This window comes from Nocardiopsis sp. CA-288880 (assembly GCF_050955985.1).
Classification (GTDB): domain Bacteria; phylum Actinomycetota; class Actinomycetes; order Streptosporangiales; family Streptosporangiaceae; genus Nocardiopsis; species Nocardiopsis tropica.
The window spans coordinates 1487504-1509852 of the sequence record NZ_CP192105.1; the positions used below are offsets into that span (position 1 = coordinate 1487504).

A 22349-nucleotide genomic window follows, 5' to 3' on the forward strand; every position below is an offset into this window, starting at 1 on the left:
GGAGGCGGCGGACCCATCAGAGTCGGGTGTGGGGGATGAATGGCAGAGCGTGACACAGAAGGGAGGCGGGAGTCGTGAGCATCTCGGAGAAACCGGCGGCGCCGGTCGGCCGTGCCCCCGGGGGCCGGTCCTCGTGGCCGGTCCTCCAGGAGCCCCAGGGCCTGATCGTCTACATGTGCCTGCTCCTGGTCGCCGCGCTGTTCCTGTTCGGGGTGGCGTTCGCCCTGACCGTGTTCTCACTGAAGGACCTGGTCACCTTCACCGCGCTGGTCGCCGGCGCGGCGATCTCGGTCGAGGGGAGCCGCCGGCTGGGCACGCCAACGCCGGCCGGGTTCAACCGCGACCTGCTGGGGGCCTGGTGGTTCCCGGTCGTGCTCCTCCTCCCGCCGGTGTACTCCCTGCTCATCCCCATCCCCGTGTACCTGATGGTCCAGCAGCGCACGAGGCGCACCCTGGTGCACCGCCGGGTGTTCAACGCGACCTCGGTGGGGCTCTCGGGGTTCCTGGTGTCGGTGGTCTGGCACGGCGTGTGGGGGGACGACCTCGTCGGCGGCCTGGGCGGCGTCGTCGAGTCCGGCGAGCCCCTCACCACGGGGCCCGGCGTGCTCGTGGCGGTACTGTGCTGCGCGGGGTTCACCGTCCTCAACACCCTCCTCGTCGCCCTGGCCGCGAGGATCAGCAGCGGCCCGGGCAACAGCCTGCGCCCCATGTGGGACCGCGAGGCGCTCATCGTGGACGCCGTCGAATTATGTGTCGGCGTCACGGTCGCCATCCTCGCCCAGCTGTCCCTCTTCCTCCTGGTCATCGCGGTCCCGCCGGTCCTCCTCCTCCAGCGCAGCCTCCTCTACCAGCAGTTGCAGATGGCCGCGCGGACCGACCCCAAGACGGGGCTCCTCAACGCGCCCACCTGGGAGCAGGAGGCGTCGATCGAGATCGCCAGGGCCCGCTCCTCCCGGGGGCGCGCCGCCGTGCTCATCGTCGACATCGACCACTTCAAGCGGGTCAACGACAGCCACGGCCACCTGTTCGGGGACCAGGTCCTCCTGGGGGTGGCCACCACCATCGCCCAGCAGCTGCGCCAGTCCGACCTGCTCGGGAGGTTCGGCGGCGAGGAGTTCGTGGTGCTGCTGCCCGGGTCCGACACCACCGAGGCCTGGCGCGCGGCCGAACGCCTGCGCACGCAGGTCGGGGGCATGGAGATCGCGGTCGACGGCGTCCCGGTGCGCATCACCATCTCGATCGGGGTGGCGGTCATCGGCGACCACGGCAACGACCTGGTCGAACTGCTCACCGCGGCCGATCTCGCGCTCTACCGGGCCAAGGAGACCGGCCGCAACCGCGTGTGCCTGCCGGCGGGGCGCCCCGGCGTCGGCGGCACGATCCCCGGCCCGCGCGAGGCGGAGCTGACCGACCGCGGCGGGCCCGCGGAACCCACCGATCCCAGAGAGGTCACCTGAACCGCGGTCCCACGGAGAACGCGCGGTCGTCCACAGGTTCCGGAAGCCCCTTGTCCGGAACCGGACGATCACGCACCGTGAAGATATGCACCCCGACCAGCCGCACCACCCGAGCGACCCCCAGGACCCCCGGGACCCCGCCCGTCCGCCCGACCGGACGGAGAGGCCGGGGCACCCCGGTTCCCCGGCCGCCCCCGGCTCCCCCCGCGGGGGGCCGGGCCCGACGGACCCGGCGCCCCGGCCGCGACCGCCCGGCGGATCCTCCACACCGGGCGCCTCCCCCGGCGCCCTCACGCTGACCAACCCGACCGACATCATCGCCACCCTCCCGTACCTGGTGGGGGAGCCGCCCGACCCCGGGATCGTGGTCCTCGCCATCAGGGACCGCGGCGTGCACTCCGTGTACTGCGGCGACCTGGACAGGATGGACGGCGCCCCCGACCCGGCGGGGCGGGCCGCGGCCCCCGCCGCCGCGGCGGCCTCCGAGGGCTGCACGGCCCTGGCCGTCGTCGCGTACGGGCCGCCCGGGCGGGTGACCCCCTACGTCGACGCCCTCCTCGCCGCCGCCCGGACGCACGGCCTCGCCGTCGTCGACGCCATCCGGGTCACCGGCGGCCGGTACTGGTCCTACACCTGCGGCTCGGCCGGGTGCTGCCCGGCCGAGGGCACGGTCGTCAACGTCGACGGATCCACCGTCCCGGCGAGCGCGGTCCTGCACGGGATCGTCCCCGCGCCGCCGTTCCACGCGACCATGGCCGACATCGCCCGGATACGCGCGCTCCTCGCCCCCGTCCGCGGGGAGGAGCGGGCCGCCATGGAGGCCGCCGCGGACCGTGCGCGGACCCGCGCCGCGCGCGCGGAGGGCGGCGGTTCCCCCGATCGCGGCCTCACCGAGGTCCTGGCGGCGGTCCGGGCCGAGCACGAGGGGCGGGCGGTCACCGACCCGGACGGGCTGGCCCGGCTGGGCGTGCACCTGACCGGGACCGGCGTGCGGGACGAGGTGTGGGCGAGGATCACCGCCGAGGCGGCCCCCGTCCACCAGGCGCTGTGGAGCCGGGCCACCCGCTGCCTGCCCTCGGAGCTCAGGGCCGCCCCCGCCTCCCTGCTCGCCGTCGCCGCGTGGCAGCGCGGTGACGAGGCGCTCGCGGCGGTGGCGCTGGACGTCGCCCTCACCGCCGATCCCGGCTACTCCATGGCGGTGCTCATGAGCCGGGCCCTGGCCTGGGGGCTGCCGGTGGAGCGCTGGCGGGAGTTCACGCCCCGCTGGTTGAGCAGGGGGAGGGACCCGGCGCAGGACTGACCGCGGGGGCCGGCGGCGCGCCCGGGGGAGGCCCGGCGCGGAGCGCCACGGTCGCCGCGCGGGTCCGGTGGGGAGGCGGGCCGGGGCCGGCGCCGGGCTCCGTCCCCGCCGGGCCCCCGGGTGCGCTCCGATGGCGGGGGCATGGGCTGCGACGCCCTAGGCTTGGAGGCATGCCGGAGTACATTTTCACCATGAACAACGTGCGCAAAGCGCACGGCGACAAGGTCGTCCTTGACAACGTTTCGGGGTCGTTCCTGCCCGGAGCCAAGATCGGCGTCGTGGGCCCCAACGGTTCGGGTAAGTCGACGCTTCTGAAGATCATGGCCGGCATCGAACAGCCGTCCAACGGCGAGGCGCGTCTCATGCCCGGGTTCAGCGTCGGGCTGCTCGCGCAGGAGCCCCGGCTCGACGCGGACAAGACGGTCCTGGAGAACGTCGAGGACGGTGTCGCCGAGACCAAGGCGATGCTGACCCGCTTCAACGAGATCGCCGAGCAGATGGCGACGGACTACTCCGACGAACTGCTCGAGGAGATGGGCAAGCTCCAGGAGCAGCTCGACCACCGCAACGCCTGGGACCTGGACAGCCAGCTGGAGCAGGCGATGGACGCCCTGCGCTGCCCGCCCGGGGACGCCTCCGTCACCCAGCTCTCGGGTGGTGAGAAGCGCCGGGTCGCCCTGTGCAAGCTCCTCCTCGAACAGCCCGACCTCCTCCTGCTCGACGAGCCCACCAACCACCTCGACGCCGAGAGCGTGAACTGGTTGGAGCAGCACCTGGCCAAGTACCCCGGCACCATCATCGCGATCACACACGACAGGTACTTCCTCGACCACGTCGCCACGTGGATCCTGGAGCTGGACCGCGGCCAGTTCTACCCCTACGAGGGCAACTACTCCACCTACTTGGAGACCAAGCAGGCCCGCCTGAAGGTCGAGGGGCAGAAGGACGCCAAGAAGGCCAAGCGCCTCAAGGACGAGCTGGAGTGGGTCCGCTCCAACGCCAAGGCCCGCCAGACCAAGAGCAAGTCCCGTCTGGCCCGCTACGAGGAGATGGCGGCGGAGGCCGACAAGACCCGCAAGCTGGACTTCGAGGAGATCCAGATCCCGCCGGGTCCGCGCCTGGGCAACACCGTGGTCGAGGTCAAGAACCTCACCAAGGGCTTCGACGACCGCGTCCTCATCGAGAACCTCAGCTTCTCCCTGCCGCCCAACGGCATCGTCGGCGTCATCGGCCCCAACGGTGTCGGCAAGACGACCCTGTTCAAGATGATCGTCGGCGAGGAGACCCCCGACCAGGGCAAGATCACCGTCGGCGACACGGTGGAGATCTCCTACGTCGACCAGTACCGGGGCCGCATCGACGACAGCAAGAACGTCTGGGAGACGATCTCCGACGGCGAAACGTTCATCACGGTCGGCAAGGTCGAGATCCCGAGCCGCGCCTACGTCGCCGCCTTCGGCTTCAAGGGCTCCGACCAGCAGAAGCAGTCCGGGGTGCTCTCGGGCGGCGAGCGCAACCGGGTCAACCTGGCGCTCACCCTCAAGCAGGGCGGCAACCTGCTGCTCCTGGACGAGCCCACGAACGACCTGGACGTGGAGACCCTCGGCTCCCTGGAGAACGCGCTGCTGGACTTCCCCGGCTGCGCCGTGATCACGTCCCACGACCGCTGGTTCCTCGACCGCGTCGCCACGCACATCCTCGCGTGGGAGGGCGACGCCAACTGGTTCTGGTTCGAGGGCAACTTCGAGTCCTACGAGAAGAACAAGATCGAGCGCCTGGGCCCGGACGCCGCGCGTCCGCACGCGGTGACCCACCGCAAGCTCACCCGCGACTAGCCTCGCGGAACCTGGCACGCGCCCGCGGGGGCACCGGAGGACCGGTGCCCCCGCGGGCGTTCCCGCGGCGGCGCACGCGCGGATGTTCCCCGGCGCCGGGACCCATGAGGGGGCCGTGGAACGTCGCGTACCCTGGACCCGATGACTTCCGCGCGTGATGACCAGCAGAGCGTGGGCGAGCAGCCCGTGCGAATGACGTTCTACGAGGCCGTGGGCGGTGAGGAGACCTTCACCCGCCTGGTTCGCCGCTTCTACGAGGGCGTGGCCGACGACCCTGTGCTCCGCCCCATGTATCCGGAGGAGGACCTCGGCCCGGCCGAGGAGCGCCTGCGCCTGTTCCTCATCCAGTACTGGGGCGGCCCGCGCACCTACAACGAGCAGCGCGGCCACCCCCGCCTGCGGATGCGGCACGTGCCGTTCCGCATCGGCGCCGCCGAGCGCGACCTGTGGCTCAAGCACATGCGCGCCGCCGTGGACTCCCTCGACCTCCACGAGGCGCTGGAGCGCCAGCTGTGGGAGTACATGGTCATGGCCGCGCACAGCATGGTCAACGTCCAAGAGGACGCCGTCCCCCCGGAGGTCCCCCGTCCGACACGCGTGTCGGTGGCCTCGGATGACGAGGGTGACGACGGCGATGCCGTTACCATCTCCCTGAAGTAGGGGGAGCCCCGGACGCACCGGCCGGGAACCCGTCGGACGGAGCCCGGACGCACGGGCCCGGCGCCGGCGCGTCCGGCCCGTGCGCGGGCCGTGAGGACTCCCCGCCCGACGGAGTCGGACCGGAGAAGAGGGTGCTGCCTTGAGGCCAGGGACCGCGTGGGTCAGCCGGAGCGAACTGCGTACCGACCGCCTGGTCCTGCGGCGCTGGCAGGAGCGCGACCTCGAACCCTGGGCGGCGGTGAACGCCGACCCCGAGGTCCGGGAGCACCTGGGCGAGCCGCTGACCCGCGATCAGAGCGATGCCTCCGTCGCCCGCTTCCGGGACGGGTTCGACCTGCGGGGCTACGGCTGGTGGGCGGTCGAGGAGCGGGACACGGGCGACTTCGTCGGGTCCGCGGGCCTGGACCGGGTGGAGGACGGCCTGCCCTTCGGCGGGACGGAGATCGGCTGGAGGCTCGCCCGGCCGGCCTGGGGGCGCGGCTATGCCACCGAGGCCGCGCTGGCGGTACTGGCCTACGGCTTCGACACCCTCGCCCTCCCCGAGATCCTGGCCGTGGCCACGGCCACGAACATCCGCTCACAGGCGGTGATGCGCAGGATCGGCATGACCCGGGACCCGGAGGGCGACTTCGACGACCCGCGGGCGCCCGAGGGGCCCCTGCGCCCGAACGTGCTGTACCGCATCGCCGACGGCGCCGCGGACCGCTTCTAGGGCGTGGTCCGCGGGTGCTCGGTGGGCTCGGCGCTCGCGCCGATCGCCGGGAGCGGCCGTCCGGGCCATCTCTCGCAAGCCGATGTGCGAGGTTCGGCCTGGTTGTGCTTCACGAGCGCAGAGGCGCGGCGAGGAGCAGCCAGGCGGACGCGAGCCCGGTGGGACCGGCGGGAGGCCTAGGCGTAGGCGGCGAGGAAGGCGCGCTCGGTGGCGTCGAGCCGGCGGGCGCTCTGCGTGGCCACGTCGAAGCCCACCAGCACGGTCTTCGCGCGCAGGTACACGCGGTCGTCGTCCAGGATCTCGTAGGCGAGGGTGAAACTGGCGTTGCGCACCTCGGTCACCCACAGCTCCACGCGCACCGGGTCGGTCCGGGGGAGCAGGGGGGCCACGTAGTCCGCCTCCTGGCGGGCCACGACCATGGCCCCGAACACCTCGTCGCCCTCGACCGCGCCGCCGTAGCGCAGGAACGAGACCCGGGCGTCCTCCAGGTAGGTGAGCATCCGGACGTTGTTCACGTGGTGCTGCGGGTCGAGGTCGGCGTAGCGGACCTGTGCGAGGTGCACGTGCCGCGCGGGGGCCGACCCGGTGCCGACGGCTCCGGCGTCGATCTGTGTCACGTCTGGGTCCTCTCGTGCAGCTCTCCCCGGGGGGCGTACGACTCCTCCGATTGTCTCAACGCCCCCCGGGGCGGGACCCCTTCCCGGGTGTCCGATTCCTGTGTCGTTGCTCTCCCGGACCCGCGGGAGGACGGCGTCAGTCCGCGGCGAGGCCCAGGTGGTGGGCGAGGAAGGCCAGCTGTTCGGAGTTCAGTGACACACTGCGGCTCACCGACCGCGAGCTGTGGCCGACCTCGGCCTCCCTGCGCAGCAGGACGGGCCGTTGCTCCGCAGGGGCGGACGTGGCGTCCTGCATCGCCGCGCACAGTTTGCGGGCGTGCAGGGGGTCCACGCGCGTGTCGTTGTCGAACACGGTGAACAGGGTGGCCGGGTAGCGGGTGCCTTCGCGGACGTTGTGGTAGGGCGAGTAGCCCAGGAGCCATCCGAGCTGCTCGGGGTCGTCCGCGGTGCCGTACTCGACGCTCCACAGCTGGCCGAGGCCGAACCTCTCGTAGCGGACCATGTCCAGGAGGGGCGCGGAGCAGACCGCGGCCGCGAACAGGTCCGGCCGCTGGGTGACCATGGCGCCGACCAGCAGCCCGCCGTTGCTGCCGCCCATCACGGCCAGCCGGTCCGGGGCGGTGACCCCGGTGGCGATCAGGTGCTCGGCCGCGGCCGCGCAGTCGTCGAAGACGTTCTGCTTGCGGGCCAGCATCCCCGAGCGGTGCCACTCCTCGCCCTCCTCCAGGCCGCCGCGCAGGTTGGCGACGGCGTACACGCCGCCCGCGCGGGCCCAGGCCAGGGCCACCGCGGAGTAGGCGGGGGTGAGGGAGATCCGGAAGCCCCCGTACCCGTAGAGGATGGTGGGCCGCGGGCCCTCGGCGGGGGCCGAGGGCGACACGACGAGCATGCGCACGGGGGTGCCGTCGCCGGACGTGTAGGTGACCTGTTCGACGGTCACGTCCGGCAGGTCGATGTCCCCCGGGGCGTCGGCCCACACGGACACCCGCCCCGCGAGCGCGTCGTAGCGGTACACCGAGGACGGGTGGGTGTTGTCGGTGTAGCCGAACCAGGCCTCGTGGCCTCCCTCGGGGCGTTCGGAGAGGCCGCCGACCGTGCCCAGCCCGGGCATGTCCACGACGCCGAGGAGCTCCCCGGTGAGCAGGTCGCGCTGGGTGACCTCGCTGATCGCGTGGCGGCTGTGGGAGACCAGGAGCTCGGGGCGTTCGAGGGCGGGGCCGTCCAGGACGGCGTAGTCCTCCAGCACCGCCTCGGGCTCCTCGGGGACCAGGGTGGTCCAGTTCTCGTAGCGGGGGTCGGCCGGATCGGTCACGCACACGCGCCCGCGCGGGGCGTCCCGGTCCGTCCGCAGGTACAGGCGCCCGTCCCGGCCCACGTGCCCCTCCAGGTCGGCGTCGACGCCCTCCTGGACGGGTACCAGGCGGGGCCGCTCCAGGTCCCCGTCGGACAGGTCGGCGATCCACATGTCGGTGGCCGAGGAGGTCCCCCGGACCGCCTGGAGGATCAGCCAGCGGCCGTCCCGGCTCACGGAGGGGCTGAAGTACTCCGTCTTGTCCCTGCCGGAGCCGAAGACGAGGACGTCCTCCTCGGCCGGGCGCCCCAGCCGGTGCAGGTAGACGCGCCGGTGGTAGGCCTCCTCGCCGTCGGGGACCTCCTCCGGGGGCAGCCGCCGCACGTAGTAGAAGGCGGAGGAGTCCGGCAGCCACGCGATCGGGCTGTAGCGGGCCCGGTCCACGGGGCCGTCCACCAGGTCGCCGCTGTCGACGTCCACGACCCGCAGGACGGACTCCTCGTCCCCGCCCTCGGAGAGCTGGTAGGCGAGCAGGCGCCCGTCGGGGCCGGGCTTCCAGGCGTCCAGGGTGGTCAGGCCCCCGGGGTCGAGTGCGCCGGGGTCGACCAGGACGCGCTCGGGGCCGTCGCCGTCGCGGACGTAGAGCACCGCGTGCTCCTGCTCGGCGGTCCGGCGGACGAAGAAGCTGCGGTCGCCGCGCCAGACGGGGGCCCCGACGGCTCCCGCGCCGAGGAGGGACCGGATCCGGTCGGCGAACCGGTCGCGAGCGGTGTAGCGCTCGGAGGCCTCGGTGTACAGGGCGTCCTGGGCCGCCGCCCACGCCTTCGTGGCGGTGGATCCGGCGTCCTCCAACCACCGGTAGGGGTCGCCGACCTCGTGGCCGTGCAGGTTCTCTGTGACGTCGAGCCGTTCGGCCGGGGGGTAGCGGAGTTCACGCATACTTCGCACTCTATCCACCGCTATCAACCACCGGGTGTTCGGCGCGGCGTCAGGATGAAACGTGGTTTGTCGGGCGCACAATAGGACCACGAAAAGCGTCGACACGCGGTTTCTGTGCGGCCCGGCGTAAATTGGGGTGGCGCCGGGGCGGTCCGAACACGCAAACTGAATGCGGGACGCAACTCGGCGGGACCACCGGGAGGTCCGTGTGGCAAGGCGTACGGAAACACCGATCCTCGGATCGGTGCACAGGGAGGTCTCCTGGCTGGCCGAACGGCTGGCCGGGGAAGAGACACGGTCGTTCACCGCGACCGGGGCGACGCGATGAGCGCCCCAAGCAGCCGGGAGGGTGGCACAGGGACCGCCCGCCGCCACGTGCTGCTGCTCAACGCCAGCTTCGAACCACTGACGACACTGCCCCTGCGCAGGGCGATTCTCCTCGTCCTGCGGGAGAAGGCCGAAGTCGTCCACCAGGACGACACGGGGACGGTGCTGCACTCGGCGACGCGCTCCTACGACGTGCCGTCGGTCATCAGGCTCAGGCGCTACATCAGCGTTCCGTACAGTCGCAGGGTGCCCCTCACCCGGGTGGCGCTGATGAGACGGGACCGGCACGTGTGCGGCTACTGCGGGAAGAAGGCCGAGACCATCGACCACGTCATCCCGCGCAGCCGCGGCGGCGCGCACGTGTGGGAGAACGTGGTCGCGGCCTGCAAGCCGTGCAACCACCGCAAGGCGGACAAGTTCTTGGACGAGCTCGGCTGGGAGCTGCACATCACCCCCAAGGTGCCCAAGGGGCCCCACTGGCGGCTGATCAACGGTGACCTGCACGGCGACCCCCAGTGGGAGCCGTACATGGCCCACCTCGCGGCGTAGGCGCCCGGCCGGACGCACGGGCCGGCCAACGTGCTCCAGCGGTCCGGCGGGGCCGGAACCGGGCGTCCCACCCGGCCCCCGCCGTCCTCCCGCCCTCCGGCGCGGCCCCCAGGGGCGGCCGGGGGGCGGCCGTGCGTCCCCGGGACGCCTCCGGGTGCGCCCCCACCGGTCCCGCGCGGTGGGGGCCCGTCCCGCGGCGGTCCCCGAAGGCGCCCGCCCGGCGCAGGGGCGGGCGGTGACGTGAGGGCGCGGCGGCCGTATTCTGGCGGCATGCCGAGATACGACTTCCGCTGCCGCGAGTGCGGTGACACCTTCGAGCTCTCCCGTCCGATGGCAGAGGCGGGCGACCCGGCCCCCTGCCCCCTGGGGCACGGCGACACCGTGCGGCTGCTGTCCACCGTGGCGGTGGGCGGACGCGCCTCAGCCCCCGCGCCGTCCGGGGGCGGGGGCTGCTGCGGGGGCGGTTGCTGCTCCTGAGCCCGCACGCGCCGGCCCCGCGCCCGCGGGGCCGGCGGCGACCGGGCCGCCCGCCGCGACGACGCGGACAGGGCCGCGCGAGCAGGGGCGGCCCCGACGGGACCGCCCCTGCGCACTGCTCCCGGACCGGGTCCGGCCCCTACCCCTCGATCTGGGACACGTCGCGCGCCGCGCCGGTCGAGGCCGAGGTGGCCATCGCCGCGTAGGCGCGCAGCGCGGCCGTCACCGGCCGCTGACGGTCACGCGGCTGGAACCGGCCCAGCTCCTTGAGCAGGCGCTCGCGCCGGGTGGCGAGCTCCTCGTCGGAGACCTCCAGGGTGATGCCCCGGTTGGGGATGTCGATCGTCACGGTGTCGCCGTCCTCGACCAGGGCGATGTCCCCGCCCGCGGCAGCCTCGGGGGAGGCGTGGCCGATGGACAGGCCCGACGTGCCGCCGGAGAAGCGGCCGTCCGTGATCAGGGCGCAGGCCTTGCCCAGGCCGCGTCCCTTGAGGAAGCTCGTCGGGTACAGCATCTCCTGCATGCCGGGGCCGCCCTTGGGGCCCTCGTAGCGGATGACCACCACGTCACCGGGCACGATCCGCTTGTTGAGGATGCCGTCGACGGCGTCCTCCTGGGACTCGAACACCTTGGCGGGGCCGGAGAAGGTCCACAGCTCCTCCTCCACGCCCGCCGTCTTGACGATGGCGCCGTCCGGGGCGAGGTTGCCGAACAGCACGGCCAGGCCGCCGTCCTTGGTGTAGGCGTGCTCGACGGAGCGGATGCAGCCGTTCTCCCGGTCGGTGTCCAGGGTGTCCCACCGGGTGTCCTGGGAGTACGCCTTGGTGGTGCGCCGGCCCCCGGGGGCGGCGTGGAACAGCTCCACCGCCTCCGGCAGGACGGTGTCGGAGGTGATGTCCCACTCGGCGATGAACTCGCCGACGGTCTTGCCGTGCACCGTGGGCAGGGAGGTGTCGAGCAGTCCGCCGCGGGCGAGTTCGCCCAGGATGGAGGGGATGCCGCCCGCCCGGTGGACGTCCTCGATGTGGTACTTCTCGGTGTTGGGCGCGACCTTGCACAGGCACGGGACCCGCCGGGAGACCGCGTCGATCTCGTCCAGGCCGAACGCGACGCCGGCCTCGGTGGCGGCGGCCAGCAGGTGCAGGATCGTGTTGGTGGAGCCGCCCATGGCCACGTCCAGGGCCATCGCGTTGCCGAACGCCGCGGGGGTGGCGATGGACAGGGGCAGGACGGACTCGTCGTCGTCCTCGTAGTAGCGCTTGGCGGCCTCCACGACCAGCCGTCCGGCGTCCTCGTACAGGGCGCGGCGCGCGGTGTGGGTGGCGAGCACGGTGCCGTTGCCGGGCAGGGCCAGGCCCATCGCCTCGGTGAGGCAGTTCATCGAGTTGGCGGTGAACATGCCGGAGCAGGAGCCGCAGGTGGGGCAGGCGGCCTCCTCCAGCTCGTCCAGCTCCTCCTGGGAGACGCTCTCATCGGCGGCGGCGATCATGGGGTTGATCAGGTCGAGCTTGCGGACGGTCGTGGCGGTGCCGTTGACGACCGTGACCTTGCCGGCCTCCATGGGACCGCCGGAGACGAACACCGTCGGGATGTTGAGGCGCAGTGCGGCCAGCAGCATGCCGGGGGTGATCTTGTCGCAGTTGGACACGCACACCAGGGCGTCGGCGCAGTGGGCGTTGACCATGTACTCGAGGGAGTCGGCGATCAGCTCGCGGCTGGGCAGCGAGTACAGCATGCCGCCGTGGCCCATGGCGATGCCGTCGTCCACGGCGATGGAGTTGAACTCGCGGGGCACGCCGCCCGCCTCGCGGATCGCCTTGGCGACCACGTCCGCGACCTCGCGCAGGTGGACGTGGCCGGGCACGAACTCGGTGAAGCTGTTGGCCACGGCCACGATGGGCTTGCCGAAGTCCTCGCGCTCGACGCCGGTCGCGCGCATGAGTGCACGCGCGCCCGCCATGTTCCTGCCGTGAGTGACCGTGCGTGAGCGTAGGACTGGCATGGGGTGGGCTCCCATCGTTACGGGTGTTTCCCCTCGATGGTAGTCCCTCGTGAGAGCGGCTGCGGTCTCGGAGTGGAAGACTCGTATTCCGGATCGTGAGACGACCCTGGTCCCGCGGTCGGGAGGGAGGCCGGAACGGTCGGGCCCGGAGCAGGGGGAGCGGCTCCGCGGGCGCCGGTCCGGGCACACGGAAGGCCCGGGCGCCACGGCTTCGTGGTCGGTCCCGGGCCCGCACGGCGTCAGGGGGTGTCGGGGCGCCGGGGGAGGCGCCCCCGCTCAGTACCGGGGGGGCAGGGCCTTCTCCGCGGCCCTGTAGATCTCCTCGATCTCGGTCTCCGTCAGTCGGTCCCGGCCGCTGCGCAGCCACTTGCGGACCTTCGTTCCGGTGATGATGTCCACGCCCCGCAGTCGGTGGCTGTCCCAGGGCATGCCGGGGCCGTAGATGGCCAGCGAGGCGCGTACCTTGATCTCGCGCCCGAGCTCGGTGCTGATCAGCTCCTCCGCCCGCTTGGCCTCCTCCAGCGCCTCGTCGATGCGCTCGTTCTTGCTGAACCTGCCGTGGTAGAGCTTCTCCAGCTTGTTGCGCAGCGGGAGGCGCTTGTCCCACGACTCGGAGTCGATCGCGAAGGCTCCGCGCCGGCCCACGATGAAGTGGTCGATCTGGCCGTTGCCGCCCGGTACGGCGCGGGCGTGGAGCACCCGGTAGCCGAGCTGCTTCATGACCTTGAGCTGGACCTCGGTGCGCCGCTGGGCGGCCGAGGGCTTGCGCCAATGGGGGATCTCCGACTCGCGCCGGGAGTAGTACACCATCGTGCCGACCAGGGTCATGAGTCCGAGCGTGGCGCCGAGGCGCCAGTCGGAGGTGAGGAGCCCGAAGACCACGGTGACCGCGGTCGCGGCTCCCCCGCGGACGATCCACTTGCGCGCGGACTGGTTCTCCTTGAGGGCGCCGTAGACGGCTCTGGTGCCGGAGGCTTCCTTGGTCTTGCGCTGATTGGGGAAGAAGAGGGTCTCGGGCCCCTCCTTCGCCGCTTCCCGGGGGGCTTGGCCCTGGTCGTTCGCTCTGGTTGCCGATTCCACGTCGGACAGGTTAGTTGGATCCATATCCGAGTCCTAGTGCATTACTTCTCACACTTTTGTTCCCTTACGGTTCGGTGTCGACAGGTGTCGAATACACCGGACCAGGGAATGGTCAGGGGTTCGTCGATCTCTCTGGAGAACTGTCGTCCTCCTTCGTGGTGCCCGGTGTAGTGCCCACTAATCTGGGTCGGCATGACCCAGATCCACGACCTTCCGGCGCACCGGCTCGCGGCGATGGTCCGCAGTCGCGAACTGTCCCCTCCTGAGATAACTGAGCACTATCTGCACCGGATCGAACGGTACGAACCGCACTATGGTGCGTACATTACGGTCGCATCAGAAATGGCGCTAGAACAAGCCCGGTACGCGGAGAAGCGTCAGATGGGCGACACGCCGGACACCCTTCCGCCGCTCCTCGGCGTCCCCCTCCCCGTCAAGGACCTCGACCCCGTCGCCGGGGTCCGCTTCACGCAGGGCTCCGCCGTCCACCGCGACACCGTGGCGCCCGCCGACTCGGACCTGGTCGCGAGGCTCCGCGCGGCCGGCACCGTCATGGTGGGGAAGACCAACACCCCCGAGTTCGGCTCCAGCTGCTACACGGAGAACGACGTCGCTCCGCCCGCCCGCAACCCGTGGAACACCGACCTCTCGCCCGGAGGCTCCAGCGGCGGCGCCGCCGCGGCCGTCGCCGCGGGTCTGGCCCCGGCCGCGCAGGGCAGCGACGGCGGCGGCTCGATCCGCATCCCGGCCTCGGCCTGCGGGCTCTTCGGGCTCAAGCCCACCAGGGGACGGATCTCGGGGGCGCCGTTCAAACCCGACCTCCTCGGCCTGTCCACCGCGGGCCCCCTCACCCGCTGCGTCAGGGACGCCGCGCTCCTCCTGGACGCCATGGCGTTCTCCCGGCCGGGGGACCTCTACCCCGCCCCGCCGGCGGACGGGCCGTTCACCGACCACGTGGACCGCGATCCGGGCCGCCTGCGCATCGGCGCCCACGCCTCCACGGGGTCCTCGGGCATCCCCGTCCACCCGGAGGTCCTGGCCGCCCACGGGGAGGCGGTCCGCCTGCTGGAGGACCTCGGCCACGACGTCGAGGAGGTCCCCGAGCCCGGCGACGCCCACTTCGGGGGCGCCTTCGCCGACGACTTCCAGGTGGTGTGGGCCGCCATGGCCTCGGCCTCCCCGGTGCCCCCCGAACGGGAGGGGGAGCTCGGCCCCCTCAACCGCTGGCTGCGCGAGCGGGCCCGGTCCACGCCGGTCCCCGCCTACATCGCGGCCTGCGCCCGGCTCCAGCGCGGGGTCCGCTCCCTGGCCGCGGCGACCGCTCCCTACGACGCGGTGCTCACGCCCACCCTGGCGCTGCCCCCGGTCCCGCTGGGCCACTTCTCCGCGGACGGGCCGGAGGAGGAGTTCGGGAGGATGACCGCCTTCACCCCGTTCACGTCGGTGTACAACGTCTCGGGCCAGCCCTCGGTGAGCGTCCCCCTGCACCGGACGGCGGACGGTCTGCCGATCGGTTCCATGCTCACCGGCCGGATGGGCGGCGAGGGCGTTCTGCTGGCGCTGTCGGCCCAGCTCGAGCGGGCCAGGCCCTGGGCCCACCGGGTCCCGCCGGGCTGGAACGGCTGAGCGGGCGACGCGGTGCACAGGTCGCCGTGGCCATCGGCGTGGGACGTGACCGGAACGGCTGAGCGGGCGACGCGGCGTCAGCCGCGCCCGTCGTGCGGGGCGGCCGCGGCCCCGGCGCCCGGGGCCGCCCCGTGGACCGGGGGCGCGTCCAGGAGGGGGGCGACCTCGTCCGCCGAGGGGCCCTCGTCCGACCCGGGGACGGGCCGGGGCAGGAACAGGCTCAGCACCGCGGCGACCATGACCAGGCCCGCCGCGCCGACCACGCCGCCGACGATGCCGTTGCCGTCGATCAGCGCACCGGTGAGCGGACCGGCGACCGCGCCGCCGGTCCCCATCGCCGTGGCCGTCCAGCCGAAGGCCTCCGCCCTGCGGTGGGACGGCGCCATGTCCCCGACGCGCCCCATCACCGCCGCCAGGGTCGGCGCGAGGGCCAGCCCGGACACGAAGAGCAGCGGCGTGATGAACAGCGGGCTGGGCAGGTGCGTGACCGGCGGCACGAAGGGGATCAGGATCGCCAGGCCGAAGGCCGCCGCGAAGCTGCGCAGCGCCAGGCGGGGACGCCCGCGCAGGGCACCCGCGACCACGCCGCCCACGAGCGACCCCGCCGCCCAGACCGAGGCCATCACCATCACGTACTGGGGGGCGTCCAGCTCGTTGGCCCAGGCCACGATGACCAGGTCCATGCCGATGACGCCGGAGACCATGAGCAGGCACATCGCGAAGACCGCGCACAGGGCGGGGTGGAACAGCAGGCTCCTGCGGGAGCGCGTGTCCTCCGCCGCCCCGCCCCCGTCCGCCCCGGCGGGGGCGGGTCCGGTCACCCCGGCCCTGCGCAGCGACCACGCGAAGCCCACGGAGCCGAGGAGGCCCAGCGCGGCGAGGAGGAACAGCGCCCAGCGCGGGCCGGCCGCCGCCACCACGCCGGCGATGAGCACGGGGGAGAAGATGAAGAGCAGCTCCTGGGTGGTCGCCTCGGCCGCGTAGACGGCCTGCCTCTCGGGCCCGCGCGTCAGGCGCGGCCACAGGGCCCGCACGATCTGGTTGGCGGGCGTGCCGAACAACCCCGTCACCAGGGCCAGAGGGAGCGACAGCCACCACAGGGACCCCGGGAGCAGGGCCAGCGCCACGAGTCCCACGCTGAACACCAGGCCGCACACCAGCACCAGCCGGTCGGTCCCTCCCCGGTCCGCCATGCGCCCGCGCAGCGGCCCCACGAGGGCCATGCCGAGCGTGAAGGCGCCCGCCACCAGCCCCGCGAGGGTGTAGGAGCCCGTCCAGTCCTCGACCAGGAACGTGACCGCGATCATCAGGCCCGGGGTGTAGAAGCGGGCGGCCAGGGACCAGGAGAGGAGAGACAGGACGTGGGGCACGGCGAAGAGCCGCCGGTAGTTAGCGAGCACACCACGATTATGCAGACGTATCGCCCTTTGGGCCATTCGATAAGCGCCCTGCTCAGGGCCGATGCCGTCACGTTGCGCGGAGTCTCGTCGCGCCGTGTCCGCCGACCCGGGCCGCGGACACGTTCTGGCCCCACGCCGGGACGGCCTCCGGTGTACGAAGCGCCGGGTAGGGCATGATCGGGTTCTGTGAGGGACGTTCAGCTGGCCCGCGTGGCCGAGCAGTACGGGGTCGCGACGAGCTACGAGGACTGGCGGGGACGGCAGGTCCCGGTCGGCCCCGACACCATCCGCCATGTACTGCGGGCCCTGGGGGTGGACCCGGAGGCGCCCGACGCCGCCGCGCCCCGCGGGCTGCTGCCCCCGGCGGTCGTCGTCCGCGAGGGGAAGGCGCCCGACCTGGTGCTCCCGGGCAGCGCGCGCGGCGTCGTCGAGACCGCCGACGGCTCCCTGCTGCCCTTCGACCCCGGCCTTCCGCTCGGCTCCCACGTGCTCCGCGTCACGGACGGCGGCGTCGAGCACGACGCGCCCCTGCTCGTCGTCCCCGACCGGCTCGACCCCGGCGCGCTGAGGGACCACCCCCGGCTGTGGGGGGTCATGGCACAGGTCTACAGCGTCAGGTCCCGCGCCTCCTGGGGTACCGGGGACCTGCGCGACCTGGCCGAGCTCGCCGACTGGAGCGCCCGCGACCTGGGCGCCGACTTCACCATGGTCAACCCGGTGCACGCCACCGAGCCGCTGCCGCCGGTCGAGCCCTCGCCCTACCTGCCGGTCAGCCGCCGCTACGCCAGCCCCCTCTACATCCGGGTGGAGGACGTCCCCGAGTACGCCCGGCTCGACCCGGCCCGGAGGGAGGGGGTCCAGCGCCTGGCCCGCCCCCTGCGCGAGCGGGGCCGGACCGCGGACCTGCTCGACCGCGACGAGGTCTGGAAGGCCAAGCGCACCGCCCTGGAGGTGCTCTTCGAGGTCCCCCGCGCCCCCGGGCGGGAGGCGGCCCTGCGCGCCTACCTCGAACGCGAGGGACGCCCCCTCGTCGAGTTCGCGACCTGGTCGGCGCTGGCGGAGGAGTACGGGAGCGACTACCGGGCCTGGCCCGAGGACCTGCGCGACGCGGGCTCCCGCGCCGTGGGCGCGGAGGCCCTGCGCCGCTGGCCGGCCGTGGAGTTCCACCGCTGGCTCCAGTGGGTCCTCGACGAGCAGCTCGCCCAGGCCCAGGCCACGGCCAGGGCCGGCGGGATGGGCGTCGGCATCGTGCACGACCTCGCCATCGGCGTGCAGGCGGGCGGAGCGGACGCGTGGATGTACGGCGACGCCCTGGTCCCCGGGCTGCGCGTCGGTGCGCCACCGGACGAGTTCAACCGGCTGGGCCAGGACTGGGGCCAGCCGCCCTGGAACCCGGTGCGGCTCGCCGAACGCGGCTACGGGCCGTTCCGGCAGATCCTCGACCAGGCCCTGCGCCACGCGGGCGGGGTCCGGATGGACCACGTCATGGGCATGTTCCGGCTGTGGTGCGTGCCCGAGGGCGCCTCCGCCGACCAGGGCACCTACCTCAGGTTCGACCACGAGGGCATGGTGGGAACGCTCGTCCTGGCCGCGCACCTGGCGGACGCCGTCGTCGTCGGGGAGGACCTGGGCACCGTCGAACCGTGGGTGCGCGACCACCTCGCCGACCGCGGCGTGCTGGGCACGTCCGTCCTGTGGTTCGAGCAGGACGGCGACGGGGAGCCGCGCCGGCCCGGGGACTGGCGCGCCGACTGCCTCGCCACGGTGGCCACGCACGACCTGCCGCCGGTGGCGTCGTTCCTCTCCGCCGAGCACGTGGAACTGCGCGACCGGCTGGGCCTCCTCGGGCGGCCGGTGGAGGAGGAGCGGGCCGACGCGGAGGCCCGGGTCGAGCGCTGGCGGCGGCTGCTGGTGGACCTGGGCCTGCTCGACGAGGACGTGGACCCCGTGGCCGACCCGGCAGCGGTGGTGGCGGCCATGCACGCCTACCTGGTGGCGACCCCGGCCCGCATGATCGGGGTGGCGCTGACCGACGTGGTGGGGGAGCGGCGGATGCAGAACCAGCCCGGCACCACCACCGAGTACCCGAACTGGCGTATCCCGCTCACCAGCGCCGAGGGGGAGCCGGTGCTCGTGGACGAGCTGCTGGCCGACCCCCGCATGGTGGCGCGCATACGGCGCACCCTCGGACCGGTCGGGGGAGGGCACGGCCGCGCGCTGTAGGCGGACCGGACACGGGAGGCGGCCCCGGGGGAACCCCCGGGGCCGCCGTCGTGTCCGCTGCTAGGCCCGGGCCCGGCCCGCGGCGATGTCGACGGCGCGGGCGCGCAGCGCGCGCTCCACGCCCGCGCGGCCCTCGATCAGCAGGCGGCGGAGCGCCGGCGCGGGGGAGGACTCCGCGATGTAGGCGTCCGTGCGCTCCAGGGTCGCCTCCTCCACCAGCCCGCTCGGGTACATCACCTCGGCGAAGGTCTGGGCGAACTCGCCCGTCCACTTCTCCCACGCCGGGGCCAGCTGCGCGAAGTACTTCTCCATGTAGGGCCGGTACAGCTCGGCCTGGCCGGGCTCGGTGAAGCCCATCAGGACCGCGCGGAACTCGGCGTTGGCCAGCTCCTCGCCCACGATCCGCTCCCACGCGGCGGCCTTGGCCGCGGCCGTGGGGATCGCGGCGCGGGCCCCGGCGGCGTGCCGCTGGCCCGCCGCGGTCGGGTCGGACTCCAGCTCGGCGGCGATCTCCGCCTCGCCGGCCTCCCCGGCGGCGACCAGGCGGCGCAGCAGAGTCCACCGCAGGTCCGTGTCCACGGTCAGCCCGTCCACGGTGATCGCGCCGTCCAGCAGGCCCCGGACCAGGGACAGGTGGGCGTCGCTCGCGGCCGTGCCCGCCAGCGCGTTGGCGTAGGCGAGCTGGAGGTCCCCTCCGGGCTCGGCCGAGGTCAGCAGCTCGCGCAGCCGGTCGGAGAGCTGCTCGAAGCCGAACGGGCGCCACGCGGGGTCGGCGTACATGTGCAGGGCGGAGGCCGCCTGGCGCAGCAGGGTCTGGGCCACCATCACGTCGTCGACGCCGCTGATCCCGGAGATCACCAGGGCCACGTAGTCGCGGGCGGCCATCTCGCCGTCACGGGTCATGTCCCAGGCGGCGCCGAAGGCCAGGGCCCGCGGCAGCGACTCGCGGATCTCGCCGGCGCCCTCCACCACCGTGCGCAGGGAGCGCTCGTCGAGGCGCAGCTTGGTGAAGGTGAGGTCGTCGTCGTTGATCAGCACCAGGTCCGGCTGGGCCGTGCCGATCAGCTCGGGGACCTCGGTGCGCGCGCCGCTGACGTCCAGCTCCACGCGTTCGCGCCGCACGATGCCCTCGGGGGTGCGGTCGTACAGCCCGATCGCGAGGCGGTGCGAGCGCAGCGTCGGGTGCCCGGGGTCGGCCTCCTGCAGCACGGCGAACGACGTGAAGGCCCCGTCGGCGTCCACCTCGAACTCCGGGCGCATCGTGTTGACGCCCGTGGTCTCCAGCCACTCGCGCGACCAGCCGGACAGGTCCCGCCCGGAGGCGGCCTCCAGGTGCTTGAGGAGGTCCTTCAGCTCGGTGTTGCCGAACGCGTTCTCCTTGAAGTAGGCGCGCACGCCGGCGAAGAACGCGTCCACGCCCACGTACGCGGCGAGCTGCTTGAGCACCGAGGCGCCCTTGGCGTACGTGATGCCGTCGAAGTTGACCTCGACCGCCTGGATGTCGACCATGTCGGCGGCGATCGGGTGCGTGGAGGGCAGCTGGTCCTGGCGCAGCGCCCAGGACTTCTCCACGTTCGCGAACGTCGTCCAGGCGTCGGTCCACCTGGTGGCGTTGGCCTGGCAGTACACGCTGGCGTAGGTCGCGAACGACTCGTTCAGCCACAGGTCGTCCCACCAGCGCATGGTGACCAGGTCGCCGAACCACATGTGCGCCATCTCGTGCAGGATCGTCTCCGCGCGGCGCTCGTAGCGCGCGTCGGTGACCCGGGACCGGAAGACGTAGTCCTCCAGGAAGGTGACCGCGCCCGCGTTCTCCATGGCGCCCGCGTTGAACTCCGGGACGAACAGCTGGTCGTACTTGCCGAACGGGTACCGCAGGTCGAACAGGCCGTGGAAGAAGTCGAACCCCTGCTTGGTGACCTCGAACAGGGCCTCGGAGTCCAGGTGCTCGGCGAGCGAGGCGCGGCAGTACAGCCCCAGCGGGATGCCGTCGTGCTCGTCGCGCACCACGTGGTACGGGCCCGCGATGAGCGCGGTGATGTAGGTGGACACCACCGGCGTGGCGGGGAAGTGCCAGCGCACCCGCTCCCCGCCGGCCGCCTCGCGCACCACGTCGGGGGCGCTGTTCGACACGACCTCCCACGACGGGGGCGCGAACACCGTCAGCTCGAAGGTGGCCTTCAGGTCGGGCTGGTCGAAGCACGTGAACATGCGGTGCGCGTCCGCCGTCTCGAACTGGGTGTACAGGTACACCGAGTCGTCCACGGGGTCGACGAAGCGGTGCAGGCCCTCGCCCGTGCGCATGTACGCCGCGTCGGCGACGACGGTCAGCTCGTTCTCGGCCGCCACCTCGGGAAGCACGAGGCGCTCGCCGTCGAACAGTTCGGCCGGGTCGAGCTCGGCGCCGTTCAGCGTCGCCGTGAGCACCTTCGGGGCGGCCAGCTCGACGAACGTCCGAGCACCCGGCTCCGAGCTGGAGAAGCGGACCACGGTGGTGGACCGGAAGGTCTCGTCACCGGTGGTCAGGTCGAGCTCCACGGCGTAGGAGTCGACGCTGAGAATCCGCGCCCGCTCCTGAGCCTCGTCCCGTGTCAGGTTCCCTGCCACGCCACGCTCCCTCCACGGCCGCCGTCCCCGCCGGCCGGATCGTTGCCGACCACGGCGAGTCCGCCGCGTGGGTGGAGCGTCGTCGGGCCGGGGGTCGTCTTCACTCGGCATCGATCCTGCCACGCGCACGGTCGGAATGCGCAACCGATGGCCGGGGTTGCCTACCTACGACGTGAAGTTCCGTACCCCCGTCCGATCCGAGGAGCAGTGATGACGCAGACCGCCGACCCGAGCAGCGGGTCCGAGACCGTGTACGCCGACATGTGGTTCGACCCCGCGTGCCCGTGGGCGTGGATCACGTCCCGCTGGCTGCTCGAGGTGGAGCGCGTCCGCCCGGTGAGGGTCCGCTGGCACGTGATGAGCCTCAGCGTCCTCAACGAGGGCAGGGACCTGCCGGAGGACTACAGGAAGTCCTTGGACGGGGCGTGGGCCGCCGTGCGCGTGTGCGTCGCGGCCGAGCAGCGCTTCGGCCCCGAGGTCCTCGGAAGCCTGTACACCGCGCTGGGCACCCGGTTCCACAACGGCGCCGAACCTCGGACCGCCGACACGATCCGCGCCGCGCTCGCGGACGCGGGCCTGCCCGAGGACCTGGCGGAGGCCGCGGAGGGCACCGCGTACGACGAGGCCCTGCGCGCCTCGCACGCGGAGGCCATGAAGCTGGTCGGCGAGGACGTCGGCACCCCCGTCGTCCAGGTGGAGGGCGTGGCCTTCTTCGGCCCGGTCGTCACGCCCGCGCCCCGCGGCGAGGAGGCCGGGAAGCTGTGGGACGGCGTCCGCCTGGTCGCCGGGACCGACGGGTTCTTCGAGCTCAAGCGCACCCGCACCCGCAACCCCGTCTTCGGCTGAGCGCTCCGGCCCCGGTGGGCCGGGGCGCACCGGGGCCGGAGCCCGGAGCGGCGGGGAGCGGTCCCGGGGGCCGGGGCGACACGGCACACTGGAAGCGGGCCCGGCGGGGGCCGGCCCGGCTCCGGACGCCCGTCCGCGCCGCCGGACCCCGGACGCCGGGGCCCGGACCCACCGCAGAGCGAAGGACCGCACATGCCCGGACCCGACGACGACCGCAGGGTCGAGTTCCTCGACGACCTCGACATCCTGCCCGACACCACCAGCGACGAACGCGGAGTGGGCTGGGGCGAGGACTCCGAGGAGGACTCCACCGCGCGGCTCATCGCCGACCGCCCCCCGCACTGGGGCTGACCCGGGGCCGGGGCCATCCGTGGAACCACGGGTGCGCGGCCCCGCCCCCG

17 protein-coding genes are annotated in these 22349 nt (G+C 73.1%); 11 read left to right on the forward strand and 6 right to left on the reverse strand.

Going from position 1 to position 22349, the window contains the following annotated elements; all coding sequences use genetic code 11:
* Positions 1-74 precede the first annotated feature (74 nt).
* The 5 genes from ACQPYD_RS06540 (at position 75) to ACQPYD_RS06560 (ending at position 5964) form a co-directional block, all read left to right on the forward strand.
* Positions 75-1457, forward strand: coding sequence for a GGDEF domain-containing protein (locus ACQPYD_RS06540; RefSeq protein WP_402914687.1), 1383 nt, complete (start codon positions 75-77; stop codon positions 1455-1457).
* A gap of 85 nt (positions 1458-1542) precedes the next feature.
* Positions 1543-2757 carry a DUF4192 family protein gene (locus tag ACQPYD_RS06545; RefSeq protein ID WP_433700209.1) on the forward strand — a complete coding sequence of 405 codons (1215 nt, stop codon included), beginning with the start codon at positions 1543-1545 and terminating at the stop codon, positions 2755-2757.
* 170 nt (positions 2758-2927) lie between these two features.
* Positions 2928-4592 carry an energy-dependent translational throttle protein EttA gene (gene ettA, locus ACQPYD_RS06550; protein WP_267948566.1) on the forward strand — a complete coding sequence of 555 codons (1665 nt, stop codon included), beginning with the start codon at positions 2928-2930 and terminating at the stop codon, positions 4590-4592.
* A 141-nt stretch (positions 4593-4733) separates the two neighbouring features.
* The gene (locus tag ACQPYD_RS06555) at positions 4734-5252 is read left to right on the forward strand and encodes a globin (protein ID WP_267948567.1); all 519 of its coding nucleotides are present in this window, start codon (positions 4734-4736) and stop codon (positions 5250-5252) included.
* Positions 5253-5391: 139 nt separating this feature from the next.
* Complete coding sequence (locus ACQPYD_RS06560; protein ID WP_433700210.1) at positions 5392-5964, forward strand: GNAT family N-acetyltransferase; 573 nt, start codon at positions 5392-5394, stop codon at positions 5962-5964.
* Positions 5965-6140: 176 nt separating this feature from the next.
* Here the strand turns inward: ACQPYD_RS06560 and ACQPYD_RS06565 are convergent, their stop codons facing one another.
* Positions 6141-6581: an acyl-CoA thioesterase gene (locus tag ACQPYD_RS06565; protein WP_267948569.1), complete on the reverse strand. Its 441-nt coding sequence runs from the start codon at positions 6579-6581 to the stop codon at positions 6141-6143.
* A gap of 136 nt (positions 6582-6717) precedes the next feature.
* Complete coding sequence (locus ACQPYD_RS06570) at positions 6718-8811, reverse strand: prolyl oligopeptidase family serine peptidase (protein ID WP_433700211.1); 2094 nt, start codon at positions 8809-8811, stop codon at positions 6718-6720.
* 375 nt (positions 8812-9186) lie between these two features.
* On the opposite strand from ACQPYD_RS06570, the gene ACQPYD_RS06575 reads away from it, so the two are divergent.
* Together ACQPYD_RS06575 and ACQPYD_RS06580 are read left to right on the forward strand one after the other, a co-directional pair.
* Positions 9187-9687: an HNH endonuclease gene (locus ACQPYD_RS06575; RefSeq protein WP_267950275.1), complete on the forward strand. Its 501-nt coding sequence runs from the start codon at positions 9187-9189 to the stop codon at positions 9685-9687.
* Positions 9688-9957: 270 nt separating this feature from the next.
* Complete coding sequence (locus ACQPYD_RS06580) at positions 9958-10164, forward strand: FmdB family zinc ribbon protein (RefSeq protein WP_330161055.1); 207 nt, start codon at positions 9958-9960, stop codon at positions 10162-10164.
* Between the two features lie 139 nt (positions 10165-10303).
* Here ACQPYD_RS06580 and ilvD read toward each other — a convergent pair whose 3' ends face one another.
* Together ilvD and ACQPYD_RS06590 are read right to left on the reverse strand one after the other, a co-directional pair.
* A complete protein-coding gene (gene ilvD, locus ACQPYD_RS06585; protein WP_433700212.1) occupies positions 10304-12124 on the reverse strand; it encodes a dihydroxy-acid dehydratase in 1821 nt (606 codons plus the stop codon).
* Between the two features lie 318 nt (positions 12125-12442).
* Positions 12443-13270 carry a nuclease-related domain-containing protein gene (locus ACQPYD_RS06590; protein ID WP_433700213.1) on the reverse strand — a complete coding sequence of 276 codons (828 nt, stop codon included), beginning with the start codon at positions 13268-13270 and terminating at the stop codon, positions 12443-12445.
* A gap of 168 nt (positions 13271-13438) precedes the next feature.
* On the opposite strand from ACQPYD_RS06590, the gene ACQPYD_RS06595 reads away from it, so the two are divergent.
* A complete protein-coding gene (locus tag ACQPYD_RS06595) occupies positions 13439-14872 on the forward strand; it encodes an amidase (RefSeq protein WP_433700214.1) in 1434 nt (477 codons plus the stop codon).
* 77 nt (positions 14873-14949) lie between these two features.
* Here ACQPYD_RS06595 and ACQPYD_RS06600 read toward each other — a convergent pair whose 3' ends face one another.
* Positions 14950-16272 carry an MFS transporter gene (locus ACQPYD_RS06600; RefSeq protein ID WP_433700215.1) on the reverse strand — a complete coding sequence of 441 codons (1323 nt, stop codon included), beginning with the start codon at positions 16270-16272 and terminating at the stop codon, positions 14950-14952.
* A gap of 186 nt (positions 16273-16458) precedes the next feature.
* On the opposite strand from ACQPYD_RS06600, the gene malQ reads away from it, so the two are divergent.
* The gene (malQ, locus tag ACQPYD_RS06605) at positions 16459-18495 is read left to right on the forward strand and encodes a 4-alpha-glucanotransferase (RefSeq protein WP_433700216.1); all 2037 of its coding nucleotides are present in this window, start codon (positions 16459-16461) and stop codon (positions 18493-18495) included.
* Positions 18496-18555: 60 nt separating this feature from the next.
* On the opposite strand, the gene pepN is transcribed toward malQ, so the two are convergent.
* Positions 18556-21102 carry an aminopeptidase N gene (gene pepN / locus ACQPYD_RS06610; RefSeq protein WP_433700217.1) on the reverse strand — a complete coding sequence of 849 codons (2547 nt, stop codon included), beginning with the start codon at positions 21100-21102 and terminating at the stop codon, positions 18556-18558.
* A 210-nt stretch (positions 21103-21312) separates the two neighbouring features.
* On the opposite strand from pepN, the gene ACQPYD_RS06615 reads away from it, so the two are divergent.
* Together ACQPYD_RS06615 and ACQPYD_RS06620 are read left to right on the forward strand one after the other, a co-directional pair.
* Complete coding sequence (locus ACQPYD_RS06615; RefSeq protein WP_433700218.1) at positions 21313-21948, forward strand: mycothiol-dependent nitroreductase Rv2466c family protein; 636 nt, start codon at positions 21313-21315, stop codon at positions 21946-21948.
* 192 nt (positions 21949-22140) lie between these two features.
* A complete protein-coding gene (locus ACQPYD_RS06620; protein ID WP_267948579.1) occupies positions 22141-22299 on the forward strand; it encodes a hypothetical protein in 159 nt (52 codons plus the stop codon).
* The last annotated feature ends 50 nt before the right edge of the window (positions 22300-22349 follow it).

Excerpts from the sequence above, each read along its gene's own strand:
- ACQPYD_RS06545 (WP_433700209.1), top strand. The coding sequence starts at position 1,543 with ATGCACCCCGACCAGCCGCACCACCCGAGCGACCCCCAGGACCCCCGG.
- ettA (WP_267948566.1), top strand. The coding sequence starts at position 2,928 with ATGCCGGAGTACATTTTCACCATGAACAACGTGCGCAAAGCGCACGGC.
- ACQPYD_RS06555 (WP_267948567.1), top strand. The coding sequence starts at position 4,734 with ATGACTTCCGCGCGTGATGACCAGCAGAGCGTGGGCGAGCAGCCCGTG.
- ACQPYD_RS06570 (WP_433700211.1), bottom strand. The coding sequence starts at position 8,811 with ATGCGTGAACTCCGCTACCCCCCGGCCGAACGGCTCGACGTCACAGAG.
- ACQPYD_RS06580 (WP_330161055.1), top strand. The coding sequence starts at position 9,958 with ATGCCGAGATACGACTTCCGCTGCCGCGAGTGCGGTGACACCTTCGAG.
- ilvD (WP_433700212.1), bottom strand. The coding sequence starts at position 12,124 with ATGGCGGGCGCGCGTGCACTCATGCGCGCGACCGGCGTCGAGCGCGAG.
- ACQPYD_RS06590 (WP_433700213.1), bottom strand. The coding sequence starts at position 13,270 with ATGGATCCAACTAACCTGTCCGACGTGGAATCGGCAACCAGAGCGAAC.
- ACQPYD_RS06595 (WP_433700214.1), top strand. The coding sequence starts at position 13,439 with ATGACCCAGATCCACGACCTTCCGGCGCACCGGCTCGCGGCGATGGTC.
- ACQPYD_RS06615 (WP_433700218.1), top strand. The coding sequence starts at position 21,313 with ATGACGCAGACCGCCGACCCGAGCAGCGGGTCCGAGACCGTGTACGCC.
- ACQPYD_RS06620 (WP_267948579.1), top strand. The coding sequence starts at position 22,141 with ATGCCCGGACCCGACGACGACCGCAGGGTCGAGTTCCTCGACGACCTC.